At 66.0% G+C, this 22493-nt stretch carries 25 protein-coding genes and 1 riboswitch; of the genes, 19 read left to right on the plus strand and 6 right to left on the minus strand.

Annotation, left to right across the window (positions count from 1 at the left end; translation table 11 throughout):
• Positions 1-72: 72 nt before the first annotated feature.
• The 8 genes from yaaA (at position 73) to AQ619_RS01415 (ending at position 6084) form a co-directional block, all read left to right on the plus strand.
• Positions 73-840 carry a peroxide stress protein YaaA gene (yaaA, locus tag AQ619_RS01385; RefSeq protein WP_062143195.1) on the plus strand — a complete coding sequence of 256 codons (768 nt, stop codon included), beginning with the start codon at positions 73-75 and terminating at the stop codon, positions 838-840.
• Positions 841-941: 101 nt separating this feature from the next.
• Entirely contained in the window at positions 942-1739 is a 798-nt protein-coding gene (locus tag AQ619_RS01390) for a 3-hydroxybutyrate dehydrogenase (protein ID WP_062143198.1), read from the plus strand.
• 12 nt (positions 1740-1751) lie between these two features.
• Positions 1752-2825, plus strand: coding sequence for a patatin-like phospholipase family protein (locus AQ619_RS01395; RefSeq protein ID WP_062143201.1), 1074 nt, complete (start codon positions 1752-1754; stop codon positions 2823-2825).
• Positions 2822-3256, plus strand: a complete 435-nt coding sequence (locus AQ619_RS01400) for an NUDIX hydrolase (protein ID WP_062143205.1) — start codon at positions 2822-2824, stop codon at positions 3254-3256. The genes AQ619_RS01395 and AQ619_RS01400 overlap by 4 nt, the downstream gene beginning before the upstream one ends.
• 78 nt (positions 3257-3334) lie before the next feature.
• Positions 3335-4117, plus strand: a complete 783-nt coding sequence (locus AQ619_RS01405) for an SDR family NAD(P)-dependent oxidoreductase (protein WP_062143208.1) — start codon at positions 3335-3337, stop codon at positions 4115-4117.
• Positions 4118-4257: 140 nt separating this feature from the next.
• The gene (locus AQ619_RS18955) at positions 4258-4395 is read left to right on the plus strand and encodes a hypothetical protein (protein WP_166504111.1); all 138 of its coding nucleotides are present in this window, start codon (positions 4258-4260) and stop codon (positions 4393-4395) included.
• An 80-nt stretch (positions 4396-4475) separates the two neighbouring features.
• Positions 4476-5441 carry an NAD(P)H-dependent flavin oxidoreductase gene (locus AQ619_RS01410; protein WP_062143211.1) on the plus strand — a complete coding sequence of 322 codons (966 nt, stop codon included), beginning with the start codon at positions 4476-4478 and terminating at the stop codon, positions 5439-5441.
• A gap of 109 nt (positions 5442-5550) precedes the next feature.
• Complete coding sequence (locus tag AQ619_RS01415; RefSeq protein WP_062143214.1) at positions 5551-6084, plus strand: hypothetical protein; 534 nt, start codon at positions 5551-5553, stop codon at positions 6082-6084.
• A 6-nt stretch (positions 6085-6090) separates the two neighbouring features.
• On the opposite strand, the gene AQ619_RS01420 is transcribed toward AQ619_RS01415, so the two are convergent.
• A complete protein-coding gene (locus AQ619_RS01420; RefSeq protein ID WP_062143217.1) occupies positions 6091-6300 on the minus strand; it encodes a hypothetical protein in 210 nt (69 codons plus the stop codon).
• 140 nt (positions 6301-6440) lie between these two features.
• Between AQ619_RS01420 and AQ619_RS01425 the strand changes: the two genes are divergently transcribed.
• The 5 genes from AQ619_RS01425 to AQ619_RS01445 all read left to right on the plus strand — a co-directional run bounded on the left by AQ619_RS01425 (position 6441) and on the right by AQ619_RS01445 (position 10125).
• Positions 6441-6866, plus strand: coding sequence for a TIGR02301 family protein (locus AQ619_RS01425; RefSeq protein ID WP_062143220.1), 426 nt, complete (start codon positions 6441-6443; stop codon positions 6864-6866).
• Between the two features lie 33 nt (positions 6867-6899).
• Complete coding sequence (locus AQ619_RS01430) at positions 6900-7877, plus strand: SPFH domain-containing protein (RefSeq protein WP_062143228.1); 978 nt, start codon at positions 6900-6902, stop codon at positions 7875-7877.
• Positions 7878-7881: 4 nt separating this feature from the next.
• Positions 7882-8337, plus strand: a complete 456-nt coding sequence (locus AQ619_RS01435) for an NfeD family protein (RefSeq protein WP_062143230.1) — start codon at positions 7882-7884, stop codon at positions 8335-8337.
• A gap of 88 nt (positions 8338-8425) precedes the next feature.
• Positions 8426-9367, plus strand: coding sequence for an ABC transporter ATP-binding protein (locus tag AQ619_RS01440; RefSeq protein WP_062143233.1), 942 nt, complete (start codon positions 8426-8428; stop codon positions 9365-9367).
• On the plus strand, positions 9364-10125 hold the full coding sequence (locus AQ619_RS01445) for an ABC transporter permease (RefSeq protein WP_062143236.1): 762 nt from the start codon (positions 9364-9366) through the stop codon (positions 10123-10125). Before AQ619_RS01440 ends, AQ619_RS01445 begins: the two co-directional genes overlap by 4 nt.
• A gap of 11 nt (positions 10126-10136) precedes the next feature.
• On the opposite strand, the gene AQ619_RS01450 is transcribed toward AQ619_RS01445, so the two are convergent.
• Genes AQ619_RS01450 through ispH form a run of 4 tightly spaced genes read right to left on the minus strand, consistent with a single transcriptional unit; the run spans position 10137 to position 12978 of the window.
• Positions 10137-10562, minus strand: a complete 426-nt coding sequence (locus AQ619_RS01450; RefSeq protein WP_062143239.1) for a recombinase family protein — start codon at positions 10560-10562, stop codon at positions 10137-10139.
• A 13-nt stretch (positions 10563-10575) separates the two neighbouring features.
• Entirely contained in the window at positions 10576-11016 is a 441-nt protein-coding gene (gene rnhA / locus AQ619_RS01455; RefSeq protein WP_062143241.1) for a ribonuclease HI, read from the minus strand.
• Positions 11013-11975, minus strand: coding sequence for a homoserine kinase (thrB, locus tag AQ619_RS01460; protein ID WP_062143243.1), 963 nt, complete (start codon positions 11973-11975; stop codon positions 11013-11015). The genes rnhA and thrB overlap by 4 nt, the downstream gene beginning before the upstream one ends.
• 43 nt (positions 11976-12018) lie before the next feature.
• Positions 12019-12978, minus strand: coding sequence for a 4-hydroxy-3-methylbut-2-enyl diphosphate reductase (ispH, locus tag AQ619_RS01465; protein ID WP_062143247.1), 960 nt, complete (start codon positions 12976-12978; stop codon positions 12019-12021).
• A 163-nt stretch (positions 12979-13141) separates the two neighbouring features.
• On the opposite strand from ispH, the gene AQ619_RS18960 reads away from it, so the two are divergent.
• Positions 13142-13840, plus strand: a complete 699-nt coding sequence (locus tag AQ619_RS18960; RefSeq protein WP_062143249.1) for a hypothetical protein — start codon at positions 13142-13144, stop codon at positions 13838-13840.
• Positions 13837-15639 carry an arginine--tRNA ligase gene (argS, locus tag AQ619_RS01475; protein WP_062143251.1) on the plus strand — a complete coding sequence of 601 codons (1803 nt, stop codon included), beginning with the start codon at positions 13837-13839 and terminating at the stop codon, positions 15637-15639. The genes AQ619_RS18960 and argS overlap by 4 nt, the downstream gene beginning before the upstream one ends.
• 50 nt (positions 15640-15689) lie before the next feature.
• Here argS and AQ619_RS01480 read toward each other — a convergent pair whose 3' ends face one another.
• Complete coding sequence (locus AQ619_RS01480) at positions 15690-17501, minus strand: methyl-accepting chemotaxis protein (protein ID WP_062143254.1); 1812 nt, start codon at positions 17499-17501, stop codon at positions 15690-15692.
• A gap of 184 nt (positions 17502-17685) precedes the next feature.
• Positions 17686-17777: riboswitch (glycine riboswitch) on the plus strand.
• Between the two features lie 187 nt (positions 17778-17964).
• Between AQ619_RS01480 and gcvT the strand changes: the two genes are divergently transcribed.
• Genes gcvT through gcvPB form a run of 4 tightly spaced genes read left to right on the plus strand, consistent with a single transcriptional unit; the run spans position 17965 to position 22436 of the window.
• Positions 17965-19077 carry a glycine cleavage system aminomethyltransferase GcvT gene (gcvT, locus tag AQ619_RS01485; RefSeq protein ID WP_062143257.1) on the plus strand — a complete coding sequence of 371 codons (1113 nt, stop codon included), beginning with the start codon at positions 17965-17967 and terminating at the stop codon, positions 19075-19077.
• A gap of 13 nt (positions 19078-19090) precedes the next feature.
• A complete protein-coding gene (gcvH, locus tag AQ619_RS01490; RefSeq protein WP_062143260.1) occupies positions 19091-19456 on the plus strand; it encodes a glycine cleavage system protein GcvH in 366 nt (121 codons plus the stop codon).
• 59 nt (positions 19457-19515) lie between these two features.
• Positions 19516-20862, plus strand: a complete 1347-nt coding sequence (gene gcvPA / locus AQ619_RS01495) for an aminomethyl-transferring glycine dehydrogenase subunit GcvPA (RefSeq protein WP_062143263.1) — start codon at positions 19516-19518, stop codon at positions 20860-20862.
• Positions 20859-22436, plus strand: a complete 1578-nt coding sequence (gene gcvPB, locus AQ619_RS01500) for an aminomethyl-transferring glycine dehydrogenase subunit GcvPB (RefSeq protein ID WP_062143266.1) — start codon at positions 20859-20861, stop codon at positions 22434-22436. Before gcvPA ends, gcvPB begins: the two co-directional genes overlap by 4 nt.
• Positions 22437-22493 lie beyond the last annotated feature (57 nt).

The raw sequence follows: 22493 nt of genomic DNA on the forward strand, positions 1-22493 counted from the left end.
GAGGAAGCCAGTGCGGGCCAATCGCCAACCTCCCGCTAGCGAACCCCCTTCGGACCCTCTATCTCCCCGGGTATGTTGATGGTCATCTCCCCCGCCAAGTCGCTGGACTATACCGCGCCCGAACAGGTGCTGCCGCTGACCACGCCCGAACTGAAGGGCAAGATCGGCGAGCTGGCCAGGGTGACGCGCAAGCTGACCGCCGCCGATCTGCGCCGGCTGATGCATATCTCCGAAAAGCTGGCCGACCTGAACCGTGAGCGGTTCCAGGCCTTTGATCCTGAGGTCGAGGAAGGCCTGCAGGCCGTGATCGCCTTCAATGGCGACGTCTATGCCGGCCTGGCGGCCCGCGAGCTCGACCGGGCGTCCCTCGACTGGGCCCAGGACCGCCTGCGGATCTTGTCGGGCCTCTATGGGGTGCTGCGTCCGCTGGACGCGATGCAGCCCTATCGCCTGGAAATGGGCACCCGTCTGAAGACCAAGCGCGGGTCCAATCTCTATGATTTCTGGGGCGAGACCATCGCCCAGACCCTCAACGCGGCGGCCGAGGGCCATGCCGACCGGACCCTGGTCAACCTGGCCAGCCAGGAATATTTCGGGGCCGTCGATGCCAAGGCCCTGAAACTGCCGGTCGTCACCTGCCACTTCAAGGAAGAGAAGGCGGGTCTGCTGAAGGTGCTGGGCTTCTTCGCCAAGAAGGCGCGTGGACGAATGGCGCGCTACATTATCGATAATCGCCTTGAGCAGTCGCGGGACCTGAAGGGCTTCAATCTCGACGGCTACCAGTTCCGGCCGGCGCTCTCGACGGACACCGACTGGGTTTTTTCTCGCCCACAACCCTGAATTCATCTATCGATGAATTTATAAAAGCTCGCCCTTCGCGGAAGCGAGCTGTATGTTGCATTGCAGCATAGATTAGGGCGTAGAGCAGGGAGCGCGTCGTCATGGCCGTTGATTTCGGGTTGCAGGGTCAGGTCGCCATCGTCACCGGCTCGACCAGCGGTATCGGCCACGCCCTGGCCGAGGCCCTCGCCGCCCAGGGCGTCAATATCGTCCTCAACGGGCTGGGCGAGATGACCGCCATCGAGCGCACCCGCGCCGAACTGGCGGAAAAGCATGGCGTCGAGGTGCTGTACAACGGCGCCGACATGACCAAGCCCGATCAGATCGCCGACATGGTGCGGGCCGCCAAGGCCGAATTCGGCGAACTGGACATCCTGATCAACAATGCCGGCATCCAGTATGTGGCCCCGGTCGAGGACTTTCCCACCGACAAGTGGGACCAGATCATCGCCATCAACCTGACCTCGGCCTTCCACGCCACCAAGGCCGCCGTGCCGATCATGAAGGACCAGGGTCGGGGCCGGATCATCAATATCGCCTCGGCCCACGCCTTGGTCGCCTCGCCGTTCAAGGCCGCCTATGTGGCCGCCAAGCATGGTGTCCTGGGCCTGACCAAGACCGTGGCCCTGGAAGTCGCCACCTTCGGCATCACCTGCAACGCCATCTGCCCGGGCTTTGTGAAGACCCCGCTGGTCGAGGCCCAGATCGCCGACCAGGCCAAGGCCCGCGGCATCAGCGAGGAGGCGGTCATGCGTGACGTCATCCTGGCCAGCCAGCCGACCAAGCAGTTCGTCAGCTTCGACCAGCTTTCGGGCATGCTGCTCTATCTGGTCTCCGATGCGGGAGCCTCTGCCAATGGCGCGGCGTTCCAGATCGACGGCGGCTGGACCGCGCAATAGGGGAAGCGGGCCATGCCCATAGGCCCGTTCCGGAAAAAGCCTGCCGGTCCCCGGCCCCTGAGCCTGGCCCTGCAGGGCGGCGGGGCCCACGGGGCCTTTGAATGGGGCATTCTCGACCGTCTGCTCGAGGAAGATGACCTCGAGATCCGGGCGGTGACCGCCGCCTCGGCCGGGGCGATGAACGCCGTCTGCCTGGCCCATGGCCTGGCCCTGGGCGGGGCGGGTGAGGGCGGGCGCAGCAAGGCCCGCGAGACCCTGGAGGCCTTCTGGCGCGGGGTGAACCGGGCCGGCGGCCAGAACGTGTTCGGGGATTCCAGCATCTGGACCAAGGCCTTTGCCGGTCCCGACTGGCTGAAAAATACCCCCGGCTGGCGCATGGCCGAGACCCTGGCCATGAGCCTGAGCCCCTACGAGTTCAATCCGTTCAATCTCAATCCGCTGCACGACGTGCTGGAAGAGACCGTGGACTTCGCGGCGATCCGCGAGCGTTCGCCGATCAAGCTCTATATCGCCGCCACCGCCGTGCGGCTAAGCAAGGCCAAGATCTTCCGCGAGGGCGAGCTGACCTCGCAGCACATCCTGGCTTCGGCCTGCCTGCCCCAGGTGTTCCAGGCCGTCGAGATCGACGGCGAGCCCTACTGGGACGGTGGCTTCCTGTCGAACCCGCCCCTGTGGCCGCTGTTCTATGACGACACGCCCGACGACATCCTGATCGTCAGCCTCAATCCCTTTGTCCGCGACGAGACGCCCAGATCGCCGGGCGAGATCATGGACCGGCTGAACGAGATCACCTTCAACGCCTCCCTGGCCTCGGAACTGCGGGCCATCGGCTTCGTCCAGAAGCTGCTCGATGAGGGCCTTCTGAAGGACACCGCCAAGGGGCGTTATCGCCGGATGCTGGTCCACGCGATCACCGCCGACGGGCCCCTGGCGGACCTGTCGCTGTCGACCAAGTTCAATACCGAGTGGAGCTTTCTGCAGGACCTCAAGGCGCGCGGCCGCACCGCCGCCCAGACCTGGCTGGACGACTGCGGGACCTGTATCGGGGTCAAGTCGAGCCTCGACCTGAAGGCCGGATTCCCATGAGCCAGCCCGTGCCGACGGTCGGCGTCGTCTGCCTGCGCGGCGATCAGGTGCTGCTGATCAAGCGGGGCACGCCGCCCAGGCTGGGCCAGTGGAGCCTGCCCGGTGGCCGGATGGAGCTGGGCGAAACCACGGTCGCGGCCGCCCTGCGGGAACTGAAAGAGGAGACCGGGATCGAGGCCGAGATCCTCGGCCTGATCGACGTCGTCGACGGGATCTTCCCCGCAAGGCCTGGCCCGGACGGTACGGCCGGCGAGATCACCCGCCACTATGTCCTGATCGACTATGCCGCCCGCTGGGTCGCCGGCGAGCCGGTGGCCGGCGACGATGCGGCCGAGGCCCGCTTCGTCTCCCGCGACGAGGCCATGGTCCTGGTCGACTGGGACGAGACCCGGCGGATGATCACCGAAACCTACGAGCGGTTCGGCCTCTAGGAGCCGCACGTCACGGCACCCTTGACGCCGGCCCTGGCTACGCCTCTCATTCAAACAAACGTTCACGGGAGAAACGCCATGGCCTATGCGCCGTTCAATCTGGCCGGCAAGGTGGCCCTGGTCACCGGCGGCAATCGCGGCATCGGCCTGGGCATGGCCACGGCCCTGGCCCAGTCGGGGGCCGACATCGTCATCTGGGGCTCCAACGCCGAGCGCAACCAGGCCGCCGAGGGCGAACTCCTGAAACACGGTGTGCGGGTCAAGGCCCAGACCGTCGACGTGTCCGACGAGTCCCAGGTCGCCGAGGCCATGGTCGAGGCGGTGACGGCCATGGGCCGGATCGACTCGGTGTTCGCCAATGCCGGGGTGGGCTTTGGGTCGCCGTCCTTTGTCGACATGCAGACCGAGACCTATCGCAAGATCCTGGCAGTCAATCTGGACGGCGTGTTCTTCACCCTGCGCGAGGCCTGCCGTCACATGGTCGACCGCGCCAAATCGGGCGATCCCGGCGGCTCGCTGGTCGGCGTCGCTTCGCTGGCCGCCATCGAAGGCGCGGCCCGCAACGAGGCCTATGCGGCCACCAAGGGGGCGGTGATCTCGATGATCAAGTCCGTCGCGGTCGAGCATGCCCGCTACGGCGTCCGCGCCAATGCCATCCTGCCGGGCTGGATCGCTACCGACATGACTGCCGGTGCCCAGAGCGCCCCCGCCTTCGCCGAGAAGGTCATCCCCCGGGTTCCGGCCCGTCGCTGGGGCGAGCCGGCCGATTTCGGCGGCATGGCGGTCTATCTGGCCTCCGACGCCTCCAGCTATCATTCGGGCGACACCCTGGTGATCGACGGCGGCTATTCGATCTTCTGATTCCGGTTTGATTTCTGGACTCGATCGTCGAAGAAAACCCTATTGAAATAAGGGCCTTGCGTGAGGGCAGGGTGGGTGAGAAGCTTTCCTCGAAGGTAGCCTGGACGTCAGATCCGGGTGCCTTTCGAGGAAACGCAACGATGACCCCGCAAGACGTCGTCACCCTGGCTCCGCCCCGTGGCATGCTGGCCCTTATCGCCATGATGCTGACCGCCATGGCCGCCTGCTTCTTCACGACCGAAGCCACGACCGAGGCCGTCCGGACCGACCGGATCTGAGGGCCCTGCCCTCGCGGCACGCTTGCTAGGGCCGCGTACCGACGCCCATCCTGCCGGAAAATTACGGGAGGACGGGTTCCATGGCACTGCACACGCCCCTTTGCGATCTACTGGACATCGAGCACCCGATCCTGCTGGCCGGCATGGGCGGGGTCTCCTATGCGCCCCTGGCGGCGGCCGTCTCCAATGCCGGCGGCTATGGCGTTCTGGGCATGGCCGGCACGACGCCGGACTTCATCCGCGACCAGATGCGTCAGGTCCGCGCCCTGACCGACCGTCCGTTCGGCGTTGACCTGCTGGCCGCGACCCCGGACGCCCTGACGGCCAGCGTAGAGGTCATCATCGCCGAGGGCGCATCGGCCTTCATCGCCGGCCTCGGTGTTCCGATGCCGATCATCGAACGCCTGAAAAGCGCCGGCCTCAAGGTCATGGTGGTCTGCGGAGCCGTGAAACATGCGGTCAAGGCCGAGCAGGCCGGCTGCGACGCAGTGATCTGCCAGGGCGGCGAGGGCGGTGGCCATACCGGTCTGGTCGGGACCCTGCCCCTGGTCGCCCAGGCCGTGGATGCGGTGAAGATCCCGGTGGTCGCCGCCGGTGGCCTGCACGACGGCCGCGGTCTGGCGGCGGCCCTGGCCCTGGGTGCCCAGGGCGTCTGGATGGGCACGCGCTTCATCGCCAGCACCGAGGCCCATGCCGGCGACCTCTACCGCCAGGCGGTGGTCGAGGCCGCTGACGAGGATACGGTCCGCACCCGCTGCTATTCGGGCAAGCCGATGCGGGTGAAGAAGAACCCCTATGTCGAGGACTGGGAATCCCGCCCCGGTGACATCCAGGGGTTCCCGCAGCAGGCCATGGTCTCGATCCGCAATGGGGCCATGGGCGGCATCGGTGGCCAGATCGAGGGCCTCGATGCGGAAAGGTCCTGCTTTGCCATGGGCCAGAGCGCGGGCGGCATCCGCGAGGTGCTGCCGGCGGGCGTTATCGTCGAGCAGCTGGTCACCGAGGCCCAGGCCGCGATCCGCCGCATCTCGGCCCTGAACGCCTAGGTTCCGGGCGTCCAGACAGAGGGCTGTCCCACAGGTCCCGCTGGCCCAGTTTCCCGTCGACGCGGCCGGGCTTCCGAGGCAGGCTCACCGCCGGCACGGGGAGAATGGCATGAGCACCGGCGAAATCCTGAAGACGCGGCTCAGCGAATACAGCGCGCTCTGGCTGGCCTCGTTCGTCCTGGTCCTGGCCGGCGCGGGGTTTGTCAGTCTGGCGCTTGGACGGGATCTTGTGGAGGTCGCCGACAAGGTGCTTCCGGTCAGCTTTGCCCTGCTGGGCGTTGCGGTGGTGATCGGTGTGGGGGTCACGGTGGTGTCCCGGGCCAGCTTGATCGCCAAGTGCCTGGTCACCCTGCTGGCCCTGCTGCTGGTCCTGCCGCTGCTGTGGTCGCCGGTCCTGGCGGTCCTGATCCTCGCTACGATCGGCCGGGTCACGATCGAATACTCCGAGGCCTATGCCCAGTTCCGGATCATCGTCAGCCAGTTGATCTATCCGGTGGTCTCGATGGTCGTGGAGGGCCCGCTGGTCGCGGCGGTCTGGAATGCCTTCCAGATCATCGCCTCGATCGTCGGCTTCGTGGCCTCAGCTCTTCAGGTCTGGCGGGTGGTCAAATCCTGGATGGCCGGCCAAGGCACCGAAGCCTGAGGGCGTTCAGCCCAGCCGGGTCGGCGCGGGCAGGGTGAAGTCCTCGTGCTGCACCGCCAGCAGAACGGACATGCCGACGCCGGTCGATTGCTCGGCCAGCCGCGCCGCTGCCTTGCTGGCCAGGGCCTGGCTGGCATAGCGCCCAAAGCGCAGGTGTTCGCCCACGATGGACCAGTGATCTTCGACGCGCACGACGCCATAATGCACTTCAGTCATGATCGACCTCCTTGCAGCCGGCCCAGCCTTGCTGCCGACCCGTGGCGGTAACAAGGCCGGATTGGCTTTCCGGTTGCCAAGGACTCGCGCGCCGGGCGCGTGATCGTGACATTGGCCCGTCGTTTGGGAATAGTGGGCTCATGCTTCGCTTGCCTGTTGCCGCCCTGATCATCGCCAGTCTGGCCACCGCCGCCCTCGCCCAGGAGCGTGAGCCGGAAGAGCGCCAGCGCCTGCTGGACCTGGCCTATACGCTCGGTGAGAGCCATGCCCTGCGGCAAACCTGCGAAGGCCTCAATGACCAGTTCTGGCGCTCGCGCATGGTCCGCCTGACCGAGGTGGAACAGGCCGAGCAGGCCTTTGACGCCCAGCTGCGCGAGCGGTTCAACACCGGCTTTGCGGCCCGCCAGGGCGAGTTTCCGCTGTGCGATGCCGCCAGCCGCAAGGCCGAACAGCAGTCAGCCCGCAAGGGCCAGGCCCTGGCCCTGAAGCTCTCGCAATCGGTCCGACTGGTGCCGCGCGGCGAGATCGTACCGGAACCGATGGCGGAGGTCGCCGCACCGCGCTAACCTGCGCCTCTCGGTTGTGCAGGGAGCGTCGTCTTGGCCTCGTATCTGGTTCCTCTGGTTCTCCTGGTCCTGGCCCTGTTGCTGGTCATCAGCGTTATCAAGATCGTGCCCCAGGGGCGTGAGTTCACGGTCGAGCGCTTTGGTCGCTACACCCGCACCCTCAAGCCCGGCATCACCATCCTGATGCCTTTCGTCGAGACGATCGGGCGCAAGGTGAACATGATGGAGCAGGTCCTCGACGTGCCCCAGCAGGAGGTCATCACTAAGGACAACGTGTCGGTGAAGGTCGATGCCATTGTCTTCATCCAGGTGATGGATGCCGCCCAGGCGGCCTACAAGGTCGACAACCTGATGTACGCCATCACCCAGCTGGCCCAGACCAATCTGCGCACCGTGGTCGGCTCGATGGAGCTGGACGAGGTGCTGAGCCAGCGCGACCAGATCAATACCCGCCTGCTGTCGACCATCGATCACGCCACCGGGCCCTGGGGCGTCAAGATCGCCCGCATCGAGATCAAGGACCTGACCCCGCCGGCCGACATCACCAATGCCATGGCCCGGCAGATGAAGGCCGAGCGCGAGCGCCGTGCCGTGATCACCGAGGCGGAAGGCGAAAAGCAGGCCCAGATCGCCCGGGCCGAGGGCCAGAAACAGGCTGCCATCCTTCAGGCCGAGGGCCGCAAGGAAGCCGCCTTCCGCGACTCCGAGGCCCGCGAGCGGGAAGCCGAGGCCGAGGCCAAGGCGACGGCCTTTGTCTCGGAGGCCATCTCCAAGGGCGACGTCAACGCGATCAACTATTTCATCGCCCAGAAATATGTCGAAGCCTTCGGCGACCTGGCCCGCTCGCCCAACGCCAAGACCGTCATCGTGCCCGCCGACTTCGCCGGCCTGACCGGCACGGTCGCGGGGGTGGCCGAACTGATCAAGACCCTGGGCAGCGGCGGTTCTGTGGCCCCCACACCGCCGGTTCCGCGCACCAATACGCCGACGGGTGGCGTCAAGAAGGTCTGAGTCGATGGAAGCCCTGGCGACCTTCTATGCAATGCACCCCTTCTGGGTCTGGCTATCGGTGGCCGCCTTGTTCCTGGCCGTTGAGGTCGGGACCGGCAGCGGCTGGCTGCTCTGGCCTGCCGCAGCCTCGGCCCTGGTCGGTGTCCTGAGCCTGATCCTGCCAACGAACCTGCCCGTCGAGATCGCGTTGTTCGCGATCCTGACCATTGCCGCCACCTATCTGGCCCGGCGTTATCTGAAGCCGGTCCTCGAGGGCGACGCGCCGGACCTGAACGATCCCCTGCTGCGCCTGATCGGTCGCGATGGTGAAGTGCTGTCGACCTTCGAGGCGGGCATGGGCCGTGTGTTTGTCGACGGCAAGGAATGGCAGGCGCGGCTGGACGGCGGTCCGCCCCTGCCGGGTCAGCGCATCCAGGTGGTGGGCGTCGAAGGGGCGACCCTGACGGTGCGGGCCTACTAGATCATTTCCGGGCGCGCTGGTCGCGTCTGGCGCCAGGTCGGGAACGTCCCTATCTGGCCCATGCCCCGCCGCTTGCATCGCGCGGGGTCTGCGAGGGGGACCCGTGAAGGGCATTATTTCGGTATCGGGTCTGACCAAGACCTATGCTTCAGGCCATCAGGCTCTGAAGACGGTGGATCTGGACATCCGCCAGGGCGAGATCTTCGCCCTGCTGGGGCCTAACGGGGCGGGCAAGACCACCCTGATCAGCATCATCTGCGGAATCGTCAATCCCAGCACCGGAACCGTTCTGGCCGACGGTCATGACGTGGTGAAGGACTACCGCGCCGCCCGGTCCAAGATCGGCCTGGTGCCGCAGGAGCTGAACACCGACGCCTTCGAGACCGTCTGGGCGACCGTGCGCTTTTCCCGCGGCCTGTTCGGCAAGCCGCGCAATGACGCCCATATTGAAAAGGTGCTCCGCGACCTGTCCCTCTGGGACAAGAAGGACGCCAAGATCATGACGCTGTCTGGCGGCATGAAACGGCGGGTGATGATCGCCAAGGCGCTCAGCCATGAGCCGTCCATCCTGTTCCTCGATGAACCCACCGCCGGCGTCGACGTCGAGCTGCGCCGGGACATGTGGGAGATGGTGCGGGCCCTGCGGGCCAGCGGCGTCACCATCATCCTGACCACCCACTATATCGAGGAGGCCGAGGAGATGGCCGACCGGATCGGGGTGATCAGCAAGGGCGAGATCATCCTGGTCGAGGACAAGGCCGTGCTGATGCGCAAGCTGGGCAAGAAGCAGCTGACCCTGCAGCTCCAGAGTCCTCTGACCACCCTGCCGGCCGCCCTGTCCGACTATGCCCTGGAGCTGGCGGCCGACGGCCATGAACTGATCTACAGCTTCGACGCCCAGGCCGAGGAGACCGGCATCGCCGAACTGCTGCGCCGCCTCGGCGACCAGGGCATCGACTTCAAGGACCTGCGCACCAGCCAGAGCTCGCTGGAAGACATCTTCGTCAGCCTGGTGAGGGACGCGGCATGAACCTCTTTGCGATCAAGGCCATCTACCGCTTCGAGATGGCGCGGTGGTTCCGGACCCTGGCCCAGAGCATCGTCTCGCCGGTGCTGTCGACCTCGCTCTATTTCGTGGTGTTCGGCTCGGCCATCGGCTCGCGCATGCAGGCCATCGACGGGGTCAGCTACGGAGCCTTCATCGTGCCCGGACTGATCATGCTGTCGCTCCTGGGTGAAAGCATCTCCAACGCCTCGTTCGGGATCTACATGCCCAAATGGGCGGGCACGATCTATGAGCTGCTGTCGGCTCCGGTCTCGTGGCTCGAGACGGTGATCGGCTATGTCGGTGCGGCGGCTACCAAGTCAGTCCTGCTCGGCCTGCTGATCCTGGCCACGGCCCGGATCTTCGTGCCGTTCGAGATTGCCCACCCGTTCGTGATGCTGCTCTTCCTGGTGCTGACCGCCATCACCTTCAGCCTGTTCGGCTTTGTGATCGGGGTCTGGGCCGATGACTTCCAGAAGCTGCAGATCGTGCCCCTGCTGGTGGTCACGCCCCTGACCTTCCTGGGTGGCAGTTTCTACTCGATCAACATGCTGCCGGAGGTCTGGCAGAAGATCACCCTGTTCAATCCGGTGGTCTATCTGGTCAGTGGTTTTCGCTGGAGCTTCTACGGCGTCTCCGACGTCGGGGTGGGTGTCAGCCTGGCCATGACCGTAGCCTTCCTTGCCCTGTGCCTGACGGCTGTGTGGTGGATCTTCAAGACGGGCTATCGGCTGAAGAGCTGAGGCGGGCGCTGTCAGGCTTCCGGGGCGGTCGTTGGAAGCCCCCTGGCGACCATCGACGCCTCGGCGCTGCGGACCATGGCGCGCTCGCCATTGAAGGTCGCCAGGGTCTGCCAGGCCTCGAACAGGCCCGGATCGGTACGGGTGTCGATCGCGGGCTGCACGACGACCAGATGCAGGTCGCGGGCCTTCAGCTGCTGGATCACGTCCAGCAGGTCAACCATGGAGCCTGCCAGGGCATGGAGGCTGGGCACGGCCAGCACGCCGCCTGGGACCAGGGCGGCCAGGGCCCGCTCCAGGCCGGTCCGCAGGACTGCGCCGGCCAGACAGCGGTCGCTGAAGACCTCTTCGCAGCCCAGCAGCAGGAGCCGCTCCTCCTGGGCCGGACTGAAATAGACCCCGCGCACGGGCGGCAGGCGATAATAGCCGACGAAGTTCATGCCCGGGGTCGCCCTAGCTCCGCCGCTCGCTCAGACCCTGATTGGCCAGTTCATCGGCCCGCTCATTGAGGGGATGGCCGGCATGGCCCTTGACCCAGCGCCAGTCGACCTCGTGGCGGTTGCGGGCGGCGTCGAGGCGTTTCCACAGGTCGTCGTTCTTGACCGGGCTCTTGTCGGCCGTGCGCCAGCCGCGGGCCTTCCAGCCATGGATCCACTGGGTGACGCCCTTCATCACATACTGGCTGTCGGTATGCAGCTCGACCTTGCAGGGCCTGTTCAGCGTTTCCAGGGCCTGGATCGCCCCCATCAGTTCCATGCGGTTATTGGTCGTATGGGCCTCGCCGCCGCAGATTTCCTTCTTCTTGTCGCCGTAGAGGAGGATGGCCCCCCAGCCGCCGGGCCCAGGGTTCCCCTTGCAGGCGCCGTCCGTATAGACGACCACCTTCGGGGTCATGCAGGGGCACCGAACAGGGTCAGGCCTTCGCGGTGCACCGCCAGCTTGCGTTCGTACTCCATCGGGTCATGGGGCTTGACCAAGGCACCGGCCGGGGTCGCCTTCCAGTCGGCCAGACGGGTCAGGAAGAACCGCATCGCCGCGCCGCGCGCCAGGATCGGCAGGGCCTGCTTTTCGGCGGGGCTCAGCGGCCGCCGGCGCTGATAGCCGGTCAGCAGGGCAGCGGCGGCGGTGGCATTGAAACTGCCGTCCGGCTCGAAGCACCAGGCATTGAGGGTCACCGCCACGTCATAGGCGTAAGCGTCGTCACAGGCGAAATAGAAGTCGATGGCGGCGGCGAACTTGCCGTCCGGCCGGAAGAAGACGTTGTCGGGGAAATAGTCGGCGTGGATCACGCCCGACGGCAGGCCGCGCGGCCAGGCCAGGGCCAGCTCGGCCAGGTCCTTGTCGATGGTCGCGGCCAGGCCGGGCTTGAGGTCGTCGGCACCCTTGCGGTGCTTGGAAAACAGCGGGGCCCAATAGGGCTGGCCCAGGTCATTGACCCGGCGACCGGCATAGCCTTCGCCGGCCAGGTGCAGCTGGGCCAGGCCCTCGCCGGCTTCACGGCAATGGGCGACGGTGGGCCGACGGACCGACAGGCCGGACAGGAACTGCACCAGGGCGGCGGGCTTGCCGCGCAGGGTCTTCAGGGTGCGACCCGCGCGATCCGCGATCGGCGTGGCACTGGGAAAGCCGCGATCCGCCAGCCAGCGCATCAGGTTGAGGAAATAGGGCAGGTCTTCCGGCGCGGCGCGCTTTTCGTAGACCGTCAGGATGAACCGCCCGGCCTCCGTCTCCAGCAGGAAGTTGGAGTTCTCCACGCCTTCGGCGATGCCCTTGAACGCCAAGGCTTGCCCCAGGTCGAAGTCGGCCAGGAAGGCGGACAGTTCTTCGTCGGTGATGTCGGTATAGACGGCCATGACCGGGGGATGCGGGACCCGGCGCTGGCGGTCAAGAGGTCGCCTAGGTCGTCAGCAGCCTTGGCAGCTTGAAGGTCACCGTTTCCCGGGCTTCGACCAGGTTCTCGAGGGTGACGTCGAAGCGGGCGGCGATGGCGTCTATGACTCCCTGGACCAGGTCTTCCGGCGCCGAGGCCCCGGCCGTGAGACCCACGCGGGAAACACCGTCGAACCATGACCAGTCAAGGCCGCTGGCGTCATCGATCAGCCGGGCGTCCCTGGCACCGGCCTTCAGGCCGACCTCGGCCAGGCGCACCGAGTTGGAGGAATTGCGCGAGCCGACCACCAGCACCAGTTCGGTGCCCTGGGCCAGGGTCTTGACCGCATCCTGTCGATTGGTGGTGGCGTAGCAGATGTCTTCCTTGTGCGGCGCGGCGATGCCGGGGAAGCGGGCCTTCAGAAGGTCAACCATGTCGGCGGTATCATCGACCGACAGGGTGGTCTGGGTCAGGAAGGCGACATTGGCCGGATCCTTCGGGATCCAGGCGCGGGCATCGTCGATGTTTTCGATCAGGGTCACCGTGCCCTCGGGCAGCTGGCCCATGGTGCCGACCACTTCCGGATGACCTTCATGGCCGATCAGGACGATCTCACGGCCCGAATTGAAGTGCTTCTGGGCCTCGACATGGACCTTGGAAACCAGGGGGCAGGTGGCATCCAGATAGATCATCTCGCGGGCCTTGGCCTCGGCCGGCACCGACTTGGGCACCCCGTGGGCCGAAAACACTACCGGGCGATCATCGGGGGCTTCGGACAGTTCCTCGATGAAGATCGCGCCCAGGGCCTTGAGGCGATCAACGACATGACGATTGTGCACGATCTCGTGGCGCACATAGACCGGCGCACCGAATTTCTCGATCGCCCGCTCGACAATCTGGATGGCGCGATCGACCCCCGCACAGAAGCCCCGGGGGCTGGCGAGCACGAGGGTGAGCGGCGGACGGACCGGAGCGGGGGCGTTCATGGGCGGGAACCTAAGCGTTCGAAGGCCCTCGCGCCAGCACCGCGGCGGGGGTTCGCAGCCAAAGCTGTCGATTGCGACGTCACGCATATGCCTTTATCAGGCTGCATGACGCCGACTGGGGCATGCGCTCCTTCAAGCTCTTTCAATTCTGACCGGACGTTTCATGCGCCCTCATTTCACCGTCGCCCTCAGTGCCCTGATGGCTGTTTCGATCGCGGCCACCGCGACGAGCGTTCACGCCCAGGCCCGTGGGCGCGGCCAGGACCAGGGCGGTCAGGACGAAGAGCAGGCCAGCAAGAAGAAGAAGCGCGACGAGGAGTGGAACCAGTCCAAGGCCCCGCTTGCCCAGCTGCGCAATGCGGGACCCTGCCCCTATGTGAAGGTGCTCTACGATGCCAGCCGCTTCGTCGAGTTCAAGGACGGGCGGGAAAGCCCGGCGGCGGTAGCCTATACCGGCGAGATCCAGGGCGTTTCGTCAGGCTGTGCCTACAAGAGCGATGATCCGATCAGCATCCGCGTCGAAGTGCTGTTCCAGCTCGGCCGCGGTCCGCAGGGCGCTGAGCCCCAGCGCAACTATCGCTACTGGGTTGCGGTCACCGAGCGGAACCAGGCGATTATCGCCAAGGAATATTTCGATCTGCCGATCACCTTCCCGACGGGGCAGGATCGCGTGTTCGCCACCGAGCAGCTGCAGACCATCACCATCCCGCGCGCGGACGCCAAGGTCAGCGGCGGCAATTTCGAAGTCCTGGTCGGCTTCGACGTGACCCCGGAAATGGCCGCCTTCAATCGTGAGGGCAAGCGCTTCCGGGTCAATGCCGGCCAGACGACGGCCCAAGCAGGGACTCCCAACAAGCAATGAGTGATTTGAAGCGGTCCTTGAGCGAGGCGGCCGCAGCTGCCTTCCAGGCCGCCGGACTGTCTCCCGAGTTCGGGCGTGTCACGGCGTCCGACCGGCCTGATCTTGCCGATTTCCAATGCAACGGTGCGCTCGCGGCCGCCAAGAGCGCCAAGCGCAATCCGCGTGAGATCGCGGTGCAGGTGGTCGATCACCTGAAGGGTGACCCGCGTCTGGCCTCGGTGGAAATCGCCGGCGTCGGCTTCATCAACATGCGGGTCAGCGCCGAGGCCCTGTCGGCCCGCGCCAAGGAGATCGCCGCAGATCCGCGCGCCGGGGCAGCCCTGGTCGAGTCGCCGCGCCGGGTGCTGGTGGACTATGCCGGTCCCAATGTGGCCAAGCCGATGCATGTGGGTCACCTGCGGGCCTCGATCATCGGTGAGTCCGTCAAGCGCCTGTACCGGTTCCGGGGTGACGACGTGGTCGGTGACGCCCACTTCGGCGACTGGGGCTTCCAGATGGGCCTGCTGATCACCGCCGTGATGGACGAGCACCCGTTCATCCAGGCCCTGATGGAAAAGCTGCCGGAAGCGCCGCGCGGCTTCACCAAGGCCGATGAGGACAAGGTGCTCGCCGAGTTCGCGGCCCTGATCAGCCTGGCGGATCTGGACCGGCTCTATCCGCTGGCCTCGACCCGCCAGAAGGAAGATCTCGACTACAAGGAGCGGGCCCGTCGGGCGACCGCAGAGTTGCAGAACGGCCGGTTCGGCTACCGTCTGCTGTGGCGCCATTTCGTCAATGTCAGCCGGGTTGCCCTGGAGCGTGAGTTCCATGCCCTCGGCGTCGACTTCGACCTCTGGAAGGGCGAAAGCGACGTCCAGGAACTGATTGCCCCGATGGTGCATCAGCTGGAGGACAAGGGGCTTCTGGTCGAGGACCAGGGCGCGCGGATCGTTCGTGTGTCCCAGGAAGGCGACAAGCGCGATGTGCCGCCCTTGCTGGTGGTCTCATCCGAAGGCTCGGCCATGTACGGCACGACCGACCTGGCCACGATCCTCGACCGTCGCAGCAGCTTTGACCCGCACCTGATCCTCTATTGCGTCGACCAGCGTCAGGCCGACCATTTCGAGACGGTGTTCCGGGCTGCCTATCTGGCCGGTTATGCCGAGCCGGGCACGCTGGAGCACATCGGCTTTGGCACCATGAACGGCAGCGACGGCAAGCCGTTCAAGACCCGGGCCGGTGGCGTTCTGAAGCTGCACGACCTGATCGAAATGGCCCGCGAAAAGGCCCGTGAACGCCTGCGCGAAGCAGGGCTCGGGACCGAGCTGTCGCCAGAGGCCTTCGAAGAGACCGCCCACAAGGTCGGGATCGCCGCCCTGAAGTTCGCCGACCTGCAGAACTTCCGTGGCACGTCCTATGTGTTTGATCTTGATCGGTTCACCAGCTTTGAGGGCAAGACCGGTCCCTATCTTCTGTACCAGTCGGTGCGGATCAAGAGCGTACTGCGCAAGGCTGCCGAAGCCGGGTTGAAGGCGGGCCGGATCACCATCGGCGAGCCGGCGGAGCGGGATCTGGCCATGCTGCTGGACGCTTTCGAAGGGGCTCTGACCGAGGCCTATGACAAGAAGGCTCCGAACTTTGTCGCCGAGCATGCCTACAAGCTGGCCCAGACCTTCTCGAAGTTCTATGCGGCCTGCCCGATCATGAGTGCCGACGACGACGCGACGCGAGCCTCACGTCTGAACCTGGCCCAGACCACCCTGCGGCAACTGGAGCAGGCCCTGGATCTGCTGGGTATTGAAGCCCCGGAGCGCATGTAGCCACAGGCTGCGCGTCAGCACCCTGACTGAGTTCTCGGAGTGAGACCCTGTCAGGCGGCTTCGGCTCCGGCTTCGGCCTGTGCGCCGCTCTCGCCCACCCTGAACCGCTGGATCAGGGCCCCAAGCTCGCCAGCTTCGCGGGTAAGGCTGTGGCTTGCGGCGGTGGTCTCCTCGACCATGGCGGCGTTCTGCTGAGTGACCTGGTCCATCTGGCTGACAGCATTGTTGATCTCGGCCAGGCCGATCGCCTGATGCTTGGCGGCTGAGGCGATGGTGTTCACCAGGTCCTCGATACGTCCGAAATGGTCGACGACGCTGGAGAGTTCCTCGCCGACCCGGACGACCAGCCCCACGCCACTCTGGACGCTGTCGGAGGATTCTGTGACCAGGGTCTTGATCTCCTTGGCCGCGTCCGCCGAACGCTGGGCCAGGGCGCGGACTTCCTGGGCCACGACCGCGAAGCCGCGGCCGGCCTCGCCGGCGCGCGCCGCCTCGACCCCGGCATTGAGGGCCAGAAGATTGGTCTGGAAGGCGATCTCGTCGATCACCGTGATGATCTGGCCGATCTGGCGCGAGGAGGCGTCAATCCGCTCCATGGCGGTCATGGCCTCATTGGCGACAGCGCTGGACTTGCCGACCATGGTGCGGCTGACTGAGGTCGCCTTCTGGGCTTCAGCCGCGTTTTCGGCCGTCTGCCGGACGGTGGCGGTGACCTGGTCCAGTGCTGCGGCAGTTTCCTCGAGGCTGGCGGCCTGTTGCTCTGTGCGTCGGGCCAGATCATCAGACGCCGAAGAAATTTCACGTGAGCCGCTGTCAACAGCGCTCGTGCTGTCCAGGACCCGCCCCAGGGTTTCTTCAAGTATTTCCAGAGAGCTGTTGAAGTCGTCGCGCAGACATTCGAATTCCCGTGGAAATGTTGCGGTTATCCGCTGGGTCAGATTGCCTTCCGCCAATTGCCGGAGCCCGCCGCCCAAGAGCTTGACGACCTGCTGGCGCAGGTTGCGCTCTTCGGTTCTCGCCATTTCGGCCGCCCAATCCTGATCCTGGAACTGCTTCAGCTGCTCGGCCTGTTTCGCGGCCTGGCGCTCAAGCGAGGCCGTTCTGAAACCAGCGACCGATCTGGCCATTTCGCCCACCTCGTCGGCGCGCTCCTGCATCGGGACTTCCTGGGTGAAGTCCCCCGCAGCCAGCTGGCCCATATAGGCGGACACCTTCGACAGGGGGCTCACAATGAAATTGCGCAGGACATTGGAGCCCACCACGACGAGGGCCAGCATCATCAGGGTCGTCGCCGCCAAGAGAGCAAAGGCGATCTTGGTGGTGCGTTCAGCTTCGAGAACGGAATCGGCTGCGGCCTTGTTGGCCATCACCGTCAGGCTGTCGATGACCTTGCGGTGCCGGGCATAGATCGGCTCCAGCGCGGCGATGGAGGTGTTGACGGCGATGACGTCGCCGGACTTCAGGGCGGGGGCGTATTTCTGGTCCACGATGGCCCAGAAGGCGTCCATTTCCACCTGGGACTGTTCCAGGGCTGCCTGTGCGTCCTTCGGCAACCCGGTCTTCTGCCAATAGTCCCGACGCTGCTCATCCTGGCTCTTGAGGGTGGCCAGGGTTGCCAGGGTCGCCTCGGCCTGTCCGGCATCCTCGGCACCGTGGTGCACGACCAGCATGGCCTCGACGAGGTAAAGCGGCGGCGGCAGGATGTCGGCCAACAGCTCGTAGGCATGGGCCTGCTTCTTGGACAACGGTCCGCCGACCCTGAGTTCCAGCAGGGAGAATACGGCGGTGGCTGTGGCCAGGATGAAGCCCAGCAGCAGGGCGCCGGCAAACAGGTTCAGGGCGTCTCGAAGTCTGAGCTTCATGTTTGAGTCCGCAAGTGTGGCTGTATCAGTTCAGGGGAGCAGGGTTAACGGGCCCGAAACCCGGACTGCGGCCATCTGTCTCAGGATGATGCCGAAATGGGCATTCCGTGCGACCAAGCGGTAAGAGGCGTCAGTGAAGCCGGACCCGTGCTTGACTCCGGGTCCCCCCTCCAGCATTGAGCGCCTGACCCACGCGGGAGACATCGGGATTCGCGTCCCGAGGCCGAAGGCGCAACCGCCCCGGAAACGCTCAGGCAAAAGGACCGCGCGGGTTTAGGAACGCTGGAAAGAGGCTGTCTGCCCTCCCTGACCAGGGAAGATGGATGGCCCGCCGAAGGAGCAAGGCTCCCCATCCTTCGCGCGATGGGCCGGGGCCGGAATCTCTCAGGTCAAAGGGACAGCGGGGGCGCGATCGTCTGGTGAAAGCCGGACCAGCAGCGCCGTCCCCGTTTGGAGCCCCCGCGTGTCCGACCAAGATCTCAAGAAGACGCCCCTGTATGACGCCCATGTGGCGTCCGGCGCGCGCATGGTGCCGTTTGCGGGCTATTCCATGCCGGTTCAGTACAAGGACGGGGTGCTGAAAGAGCATCTGTGGACCCGCGAGCATGCCGGCCTGTTCGACGTTTCGCACATGGGGCAGGCGCGCATTCGGGGCACGGATCCGGCCAAGAGCTTCGAGAAGGTGGTCTCGGCCGACTATCAAGGTCTCAAGCCCGGCAAGCAGCGCTATGGCGTTCTGCTGAATGCCCAGGGCGGCATTATCGACGATCTGATGACCGCGCGTCCTGATGACGATGGCCTGTTCGTGGTGGTCAACGGTGCCTGCAAGGACAACGACTACGCCATCATCGCCAAGGCGCTTGAAGGCGAGGCCACGGTCGAGCGCCTGGAAGATCGCGCCCTGCTGGCCCTGCAGGGGCCCGAAGCCGCCGCCGTTCTGGCCGCCCACGTCCCGGCTGCGGCCGACATGGTATTTATGGACACCGCCGTTCTGACTGCCTTTGGCGTCGAGGCCATCATTTCCCGCTCGGGCTATACCGGTGAAGACGGCTACGAGATCTCGGTGCCGGCCGCCGACGCGACGCGCATCTGGAATACCCTGTTGCAGGACGAGCGCGTGAAGCCCATCGGACTGGGCGCGCGCGACAGCCTGCGCCTGGAGGCCGGCCTGCCCCTCTATGGTCACGACCTCGACGAGACCGTTTCGCCCATCGAGGCGGGCCTGAACTTCGCCATCGGCAAGCGCCGCCGTGAGGCCGCCGATTACCCGGGCGCGTCCCGGATTGGTGCCGAACTGGCCGGCGATCTCTCCCGCATCCGCGTCAATCTGAAGGTGCTCGAAGGTGCTCCGGCCCGTGAGGGCGCGCAGATCGCCGACGCGACCGGCACCGTGGTCGGGGTGATCACCAGCGGCGGCTTCGGACCAAGCTTCGGCGGTGCCATCGCTATCGGCTTTGTGCCCCCTGCCCTGGCGGTGGTCGGCGCGCGGCTGCAGGTGATTGTCCGCGGCAAGTCACAAGCGGCTGAGGTCGTGGCCTCGCCATTCGTTCCCAATCGTTACGTCCGCAAACTCTAGGAAGGGCCCAGACATGCGTTTTACCAAGGATCATGAGTGGGTCGCCGTCGAAGGCGATATCGCTACGGTCGGCATCACCGCCTATGCCGCTGAACAGCTGGGCGACGTGGTGTTCGTCGAGGTGCCTGAGGTCGGCAAGACCGTGAAGCAGGGCGACGGCCTGGCCGTGGTCGAGAGCGTCAAGGCCGCCTCCGACGTCTATGCCCCGGTCTCGGGCGAGGTGGTCGAGGCCAATGCCGCCCTGGGTGACGCGCCCGAGACGGTCAATGCCGTGCCGGAAACCGGCGGCTGGTTTGCGAAGCTGAAGCTTTCCAACCCGTCGGAAGTCGAGGCCCTGATGGACCGCGACGCCTACGAAGCCTTCCTCGGCACGCTCTAACTTCCTGTCATCCCGGCTCTTCGCTGCAGCCGGGATGATACCAGAACAGGCTCCTCCCCATGCGCTACCTGCCCCTGACCCCCGATGATCGCGCCGAGATGCTGGGCGTTATCGGCGTGGACTCGATCGACGCCCTGTTTGTCGATGTTCCCACCTCCGCCCGGCGCGCCGGGACCGTCGACCTGCCGCTGCACGCCGGCGAGCTGGAGGTCGAGCGTGAGATGGCGGCCCTGGCCCGACGGAACCGCTCGGCGGGGGAGGGGTCCTTCTTCTGTGGCGCGGGAGCCTATCGCCATCACGTGCCGGCGACGGTCGATCACATCATCCAGCGGTCGGAGTTCCTGACCAGCTACACGCCTTACCAGCCGGAAATCGCCCAGGGCACCTTGCAGGTCCTGTTCGAGTTCCAGACCCAGGTCGCGGCCCTGACCGGCATGGAGGTGGCCAATGCCTCGCTCTATGACGGGTCGACCGCCGCCGCCGAGGCGGTGATGATGGCCACCCGGGTCACCCGCCGCAACAAGGCGGTGATGTCGGGCGGCGTCCACCCGCACTATGTCGAGACCATCGACACCCTGGCCCATGCGGCCGGTGTCGCCACCCAGCGCCTGGCCGTCGCCATCGATGCCGAGGACGCGGTGATCGCCGCCATCGACGCCGACACCGCCTGTGTCGTCGTCCAGACCCCCAATGTGTTCGGCACCGCCACCGACGTCACCCGGATCGCCGCCGCGGCCCAGGCCGCCGGTGCCCTGCTGATCGTGGTGACCACCGAGGTCGTGTCGCTGGGCCTGCTCAAGTCGCCCGGCGAGATGGGCGCAGATATCGTGGTGGCCGAGGGCCAGTCGATCGGCAACGGCCTGAACTTCGGCGGCCCCTATGTCGGCCTCTTTGCCTGCAAGGAAAAATACATCCGCCAGGCCCCTGGCCGGCTGTGCGGCGAAACGGTGGACGCTGATGGCCGTCGGGGTTTCGTCCTGACCCTGTCGACCCGCGAGCAGCATATCCGCCGCGACAAGGCCACCTCGAATATCTGCACCAACAGCGGCCTCTGCGCCCTGGCCTTCAGCATCCATATGAGCCTGCTGGGCGAGGTGGGCCTGCGGCAGCTGGCGGCGATCAATCACGAAAAGGCCCGCGCCCTGCGGGATGCCCTGGCCGCCATCCCCGGCGTCGAGATCCTCACCTCGCGGTTCTTCAACGAATTCGCCATCCGGGTGCCGGGCAAGGCCGCCGAGCTGGTCGAGACCCTGGCGGGCCAGGGTATCATCGCCGGCGTCCCGTTCTCGCGCCTCGATGCCCATGCCGGCCTCGACGACGTGCTGCTGGTGGCCGCCACCGAAACCACCCTCGATATCGACATCACCTTCTTCGCCAAGGTTCTGGCCAAGGTCATCGCCCAATGAGCATGAACAGCGTTGGACGGCCGACCCGTCCCGAAACCGCCAATGACACCGTGGACACGCACGCCACCCTGACCGGCGCTCGCGGCCTGCTGCAGGACGAAGCCCTGATCTTCGAGCGCGATGGCTGGCACAAGACCGGGGTCGACCTGCCGGAGGCCTCGGCCCCTGCCGACGACCTGAACAGCCTGCTGCGCACGGCCCCGATCGGCCTGCCGGGCCTCTCCGAGCCCGAGGTTGTCCGCCACTATGTGCGGCTGTCCCAGAAGAACCACGCCATCGACCTGGCGCTGTATCCGCTGGGATCGTGCACGATGAAGCACAATCCGCGCCTCAACGAGAAGATGGCGCGCCTGCCGGGCTTCGCCGACATCCACCCCCTGCAGCCGCAGTCGACCGTGCAGGGGGCTCTGGAACTGATGGACCGCCTGGCCCACTGGCTGAAGACGCTCACGGGCATGCCCGCTGTGGCCCTGACGCCCAAGGCCGGTGCCCATGGCGAGATGTGCGGCATGCTCGCCATCCGCGCGGCGCATGAGGCCAAGGGCCAGGGTCATCGCAAGACCGTCCTGGCCCCGACCAGCGCCCACGGCACCAATCCCGCCACGGCTGCCTTTGTCGGCTATACCGTGGTCGAGATCGCCCAGACCGCCGACGGTCGGGTTGATCTGGCCGACCTGGAATCGAAGCTCGGCGATCACGTGGCGGCCATCATGGTCACCAATCCCAATACCTGCGGTCTGTTCGAGCGCGATGTGGTGGAGATTGCGCGCCTGACCCATGCGGCGGGGGCCTATTTCTACTGCGATGGGGCCAATTTCAACGCCATCGTCGGCCGCGTTCGTCCGGGTGATCTGGGTGTCGATGCCATGCACATCAACCTGCACAAGACCTTCTCGACGCCCCATGGCGGCGGTGGTCCGGGTGCCGGTCCGGTGGTGCTCAGCGAGGCTCTGGCGCCGTTCGCGCCGACGCCCTGGCTGGTGCATGGCGAAGACGGCTTTGCCCTGGTCGAACATGCCGGCGAGGCGGGGGCCGAGACCGCCTTTGGCCGCATGAGCGCCTTCCATGGCCAGATGGGCATGTATACCCGCGCCTATGCCTACATGCTCAGCCACGGGGCCGATGGCCTGCGTCAGGTGGCCGAGGATGCCGTGCTCAACGCCAACTATCTGAAGGCCCGCCTGTCGGACGTGATGAGCCCGGCCTTCCCGGACGGCCCGTGCATGCACGAGGCCCTTTTCGACGACAGCTGGCTTGAAGGCACGGGCGTGACCACCCTGGATTTCGCCAAGGCGATGATCGACGAGGGCTTCCACCCGATGACCATGTATTTCCCGCTGGTCGTCCACGGTGCGATGCTGATCGAACCGACTGAAACCGAGAGCAAGCAGGAACTCGACCGCTTTGTGGTCGCACTGCGAGCCCTGGCTCATGCCGCCAAGTCCGGTGATGTCGAGCGCTTCAAGGGAGCGCCCTACCATGCTCCGATGCGGCGTCTCGACGAGACCCTGGCTGCCCGCAAGCCTCGGTTGAGGTGGAAACCTGTGGCGGAAGCGCCACTGGCGGCCGAATAGCAGGGTCCTATTTCAGGACGCGTCGAAAGGGCGCCTTTACGGCGCCCTTATCGGTCC

It is taken from the genome of Caulobacter henricii (genome assembly GCF_001414055.1).
GTDB lineage: Bacteria > Pseudomonadota > Alphaproteobacteria > Caulobacterales > Caulobacteraceae > Caulobacter > Caulobacter henricii.

Excerpts from the sequence above, each read along its gene's own strand:
- gcvH (WP_062143260.1), top strand. The coding sequence starts at position 19,091 with ATGCGTTTTACCAAGGATCATGAGTGGGTCGCCGTCGAAGGCGATATC.
- AQ619_RS01450 (WP_062143239.1), bottom strand. The coding sequence starts at position 10,562 with ATGAACTTCGTCGGCTATTATCGCCTGCCGCCCGTGCGCGGGGTCTAT.
- AQ619_RS01415 (WP_062143214.1), top strand. The coding sequence starts at position 5,551 with ATGAGCACCGGCGAAATCCTGAAGACGCGGCTCAGCGAATACAGCGCG.
- AQ619_RS18960 (WP_062143249.1), top strand. The coding sequence starts at position 13,142 with ATGCGCCCTCATTTCACCGTCGCCCTCAGTGCCCTGATGGCTGTTTCG.
- gcvPA (WP_062143263.1), top strand. The coding sequence starts at position 19,516 with ATGCGCTACCTGCCCCTGACCCCCGATGATCGCGCCGAGATGCTGGGC.
- rnhA (WP_062143241.1), bottom strand. The coding sequence starts at position 11,016 with ATGACCCCGAAGGTGGTCGTCTATACGGACGGCGCCTGCAAGGGGAAC.
- argS (WP_062143251.1), top strand. The coding sequence starts at position 13,837 with ATGAGTGATTTGAAGCGGTCCTTGAGCGAGGCGGCCGCAGCTGCCTTC.
- gcvPB (WP_062143266.1), top strand. The coding sequence starts at position 20,859 with ATGAGCATGAACAGCGTTGGACGGCCGACCCGTCCCGAAACCGCCAAT.
- yaaA (WP_062143195.1), top strand. The coding sequence starts at position 73 with ATGTTGATGGTCATCTCCCCCGCCAAGTCGCTGGACTATACCGCGCCC.
- ispH (WP_062143247.1), bottom strand. The coding sequence starts at position 12,978 with ATGAACGCCCCCGCTCCGGTCCGTCCGCCGCTCACCCTCGTGCTCGCC.
- AQ619_RS01400 (WP_062143205.1), top strand. The coding sequence starts at position 2,822 with ATGAGCCAGCCCGTGCCGACGGTCGGCGTCGTCTGCCTGCGCGGCGAT.
- AQ619_RS01445 (WP_062143236.1), top strand. The coding sequence starts at position 9,364 with ATGAACCTCTTTGCGATCAAGGCCATCTACCGCTTCGAGATGGCGCGG.
- thrB (WP_062143243.1), bottom strand. The coding sequence starts at position 11,975 with ATGGCCGTCTATACCGACATCACCGACGAAGAACTGTCCGCCTTCCTG.
- AQ619_RS18955 (WP_166504111.1), top strand. The coding sequence starts at position 4,258 with ATGACCCCGCAAGACGTCGTCACCCTGGCTCCGCCCCGTGGCATGCTG.
- AQ619_RS01420 (WP_062143217.1), bottom strand. The coding sequence starts at position 6,300 with ATGACTGAAGTGCATTATGGCGTCGTGCGCGTCGAAGATCACTGGTCC.
- AQ619_RS01480 (WP_062143254.1), bottom strand. The coding sequence starts at position 17,501 with ATGAAGCTCAGACTTCGAGACGCCCTGAACCTGTTTGCCGGCGCCCTG.
- AQ619_RS01410 (WP_062143211.1), top strand. The coding sequence starts at position 4,476 with ATGGCACTGCACACGCCCCTTTGCGATCTACTGGACATCGAGCACCCG.
- AQ619_RS01435 (WP_062143230.1), top strand. The coding sequence starts at position 7,882 with ATGGAAGCCCTGGCGACCTTCTATGCAATGCACCCCTTCTGGGTCTGG.
- AQ619_RS01395 (WP_062143201.1), top strand. The coding sequence starts at position 1,752 with ATGCCCATAGGCCCGTTCCGGAAAAAGCCTGCCGGTCCCCGGCCCCTG.
- AQ619_RS01425 (WP_062143220.1), top strand. The coding sequence starts at position 6,441 with ATGCTTCGCTTGCCTGTTGCCGCCCTGATCATCGCCAGTCTGGCCACC.
- AQ619_RS01405 (WP_062143208.1), top strand. The coding sequence starts at position 3,335 with ATGGCCTATGCGCCGTTCAATCTGGCCGGCAAGGTGGCCCTGGTCACC.
- AQ619_RS01390 (WP_062143198.1), top strand. The coding sequence starts at position 942 with ATGGCCGTTGATTTCGGGTTGCAGGGTCAGGTCGCCATCGTCACCGGC.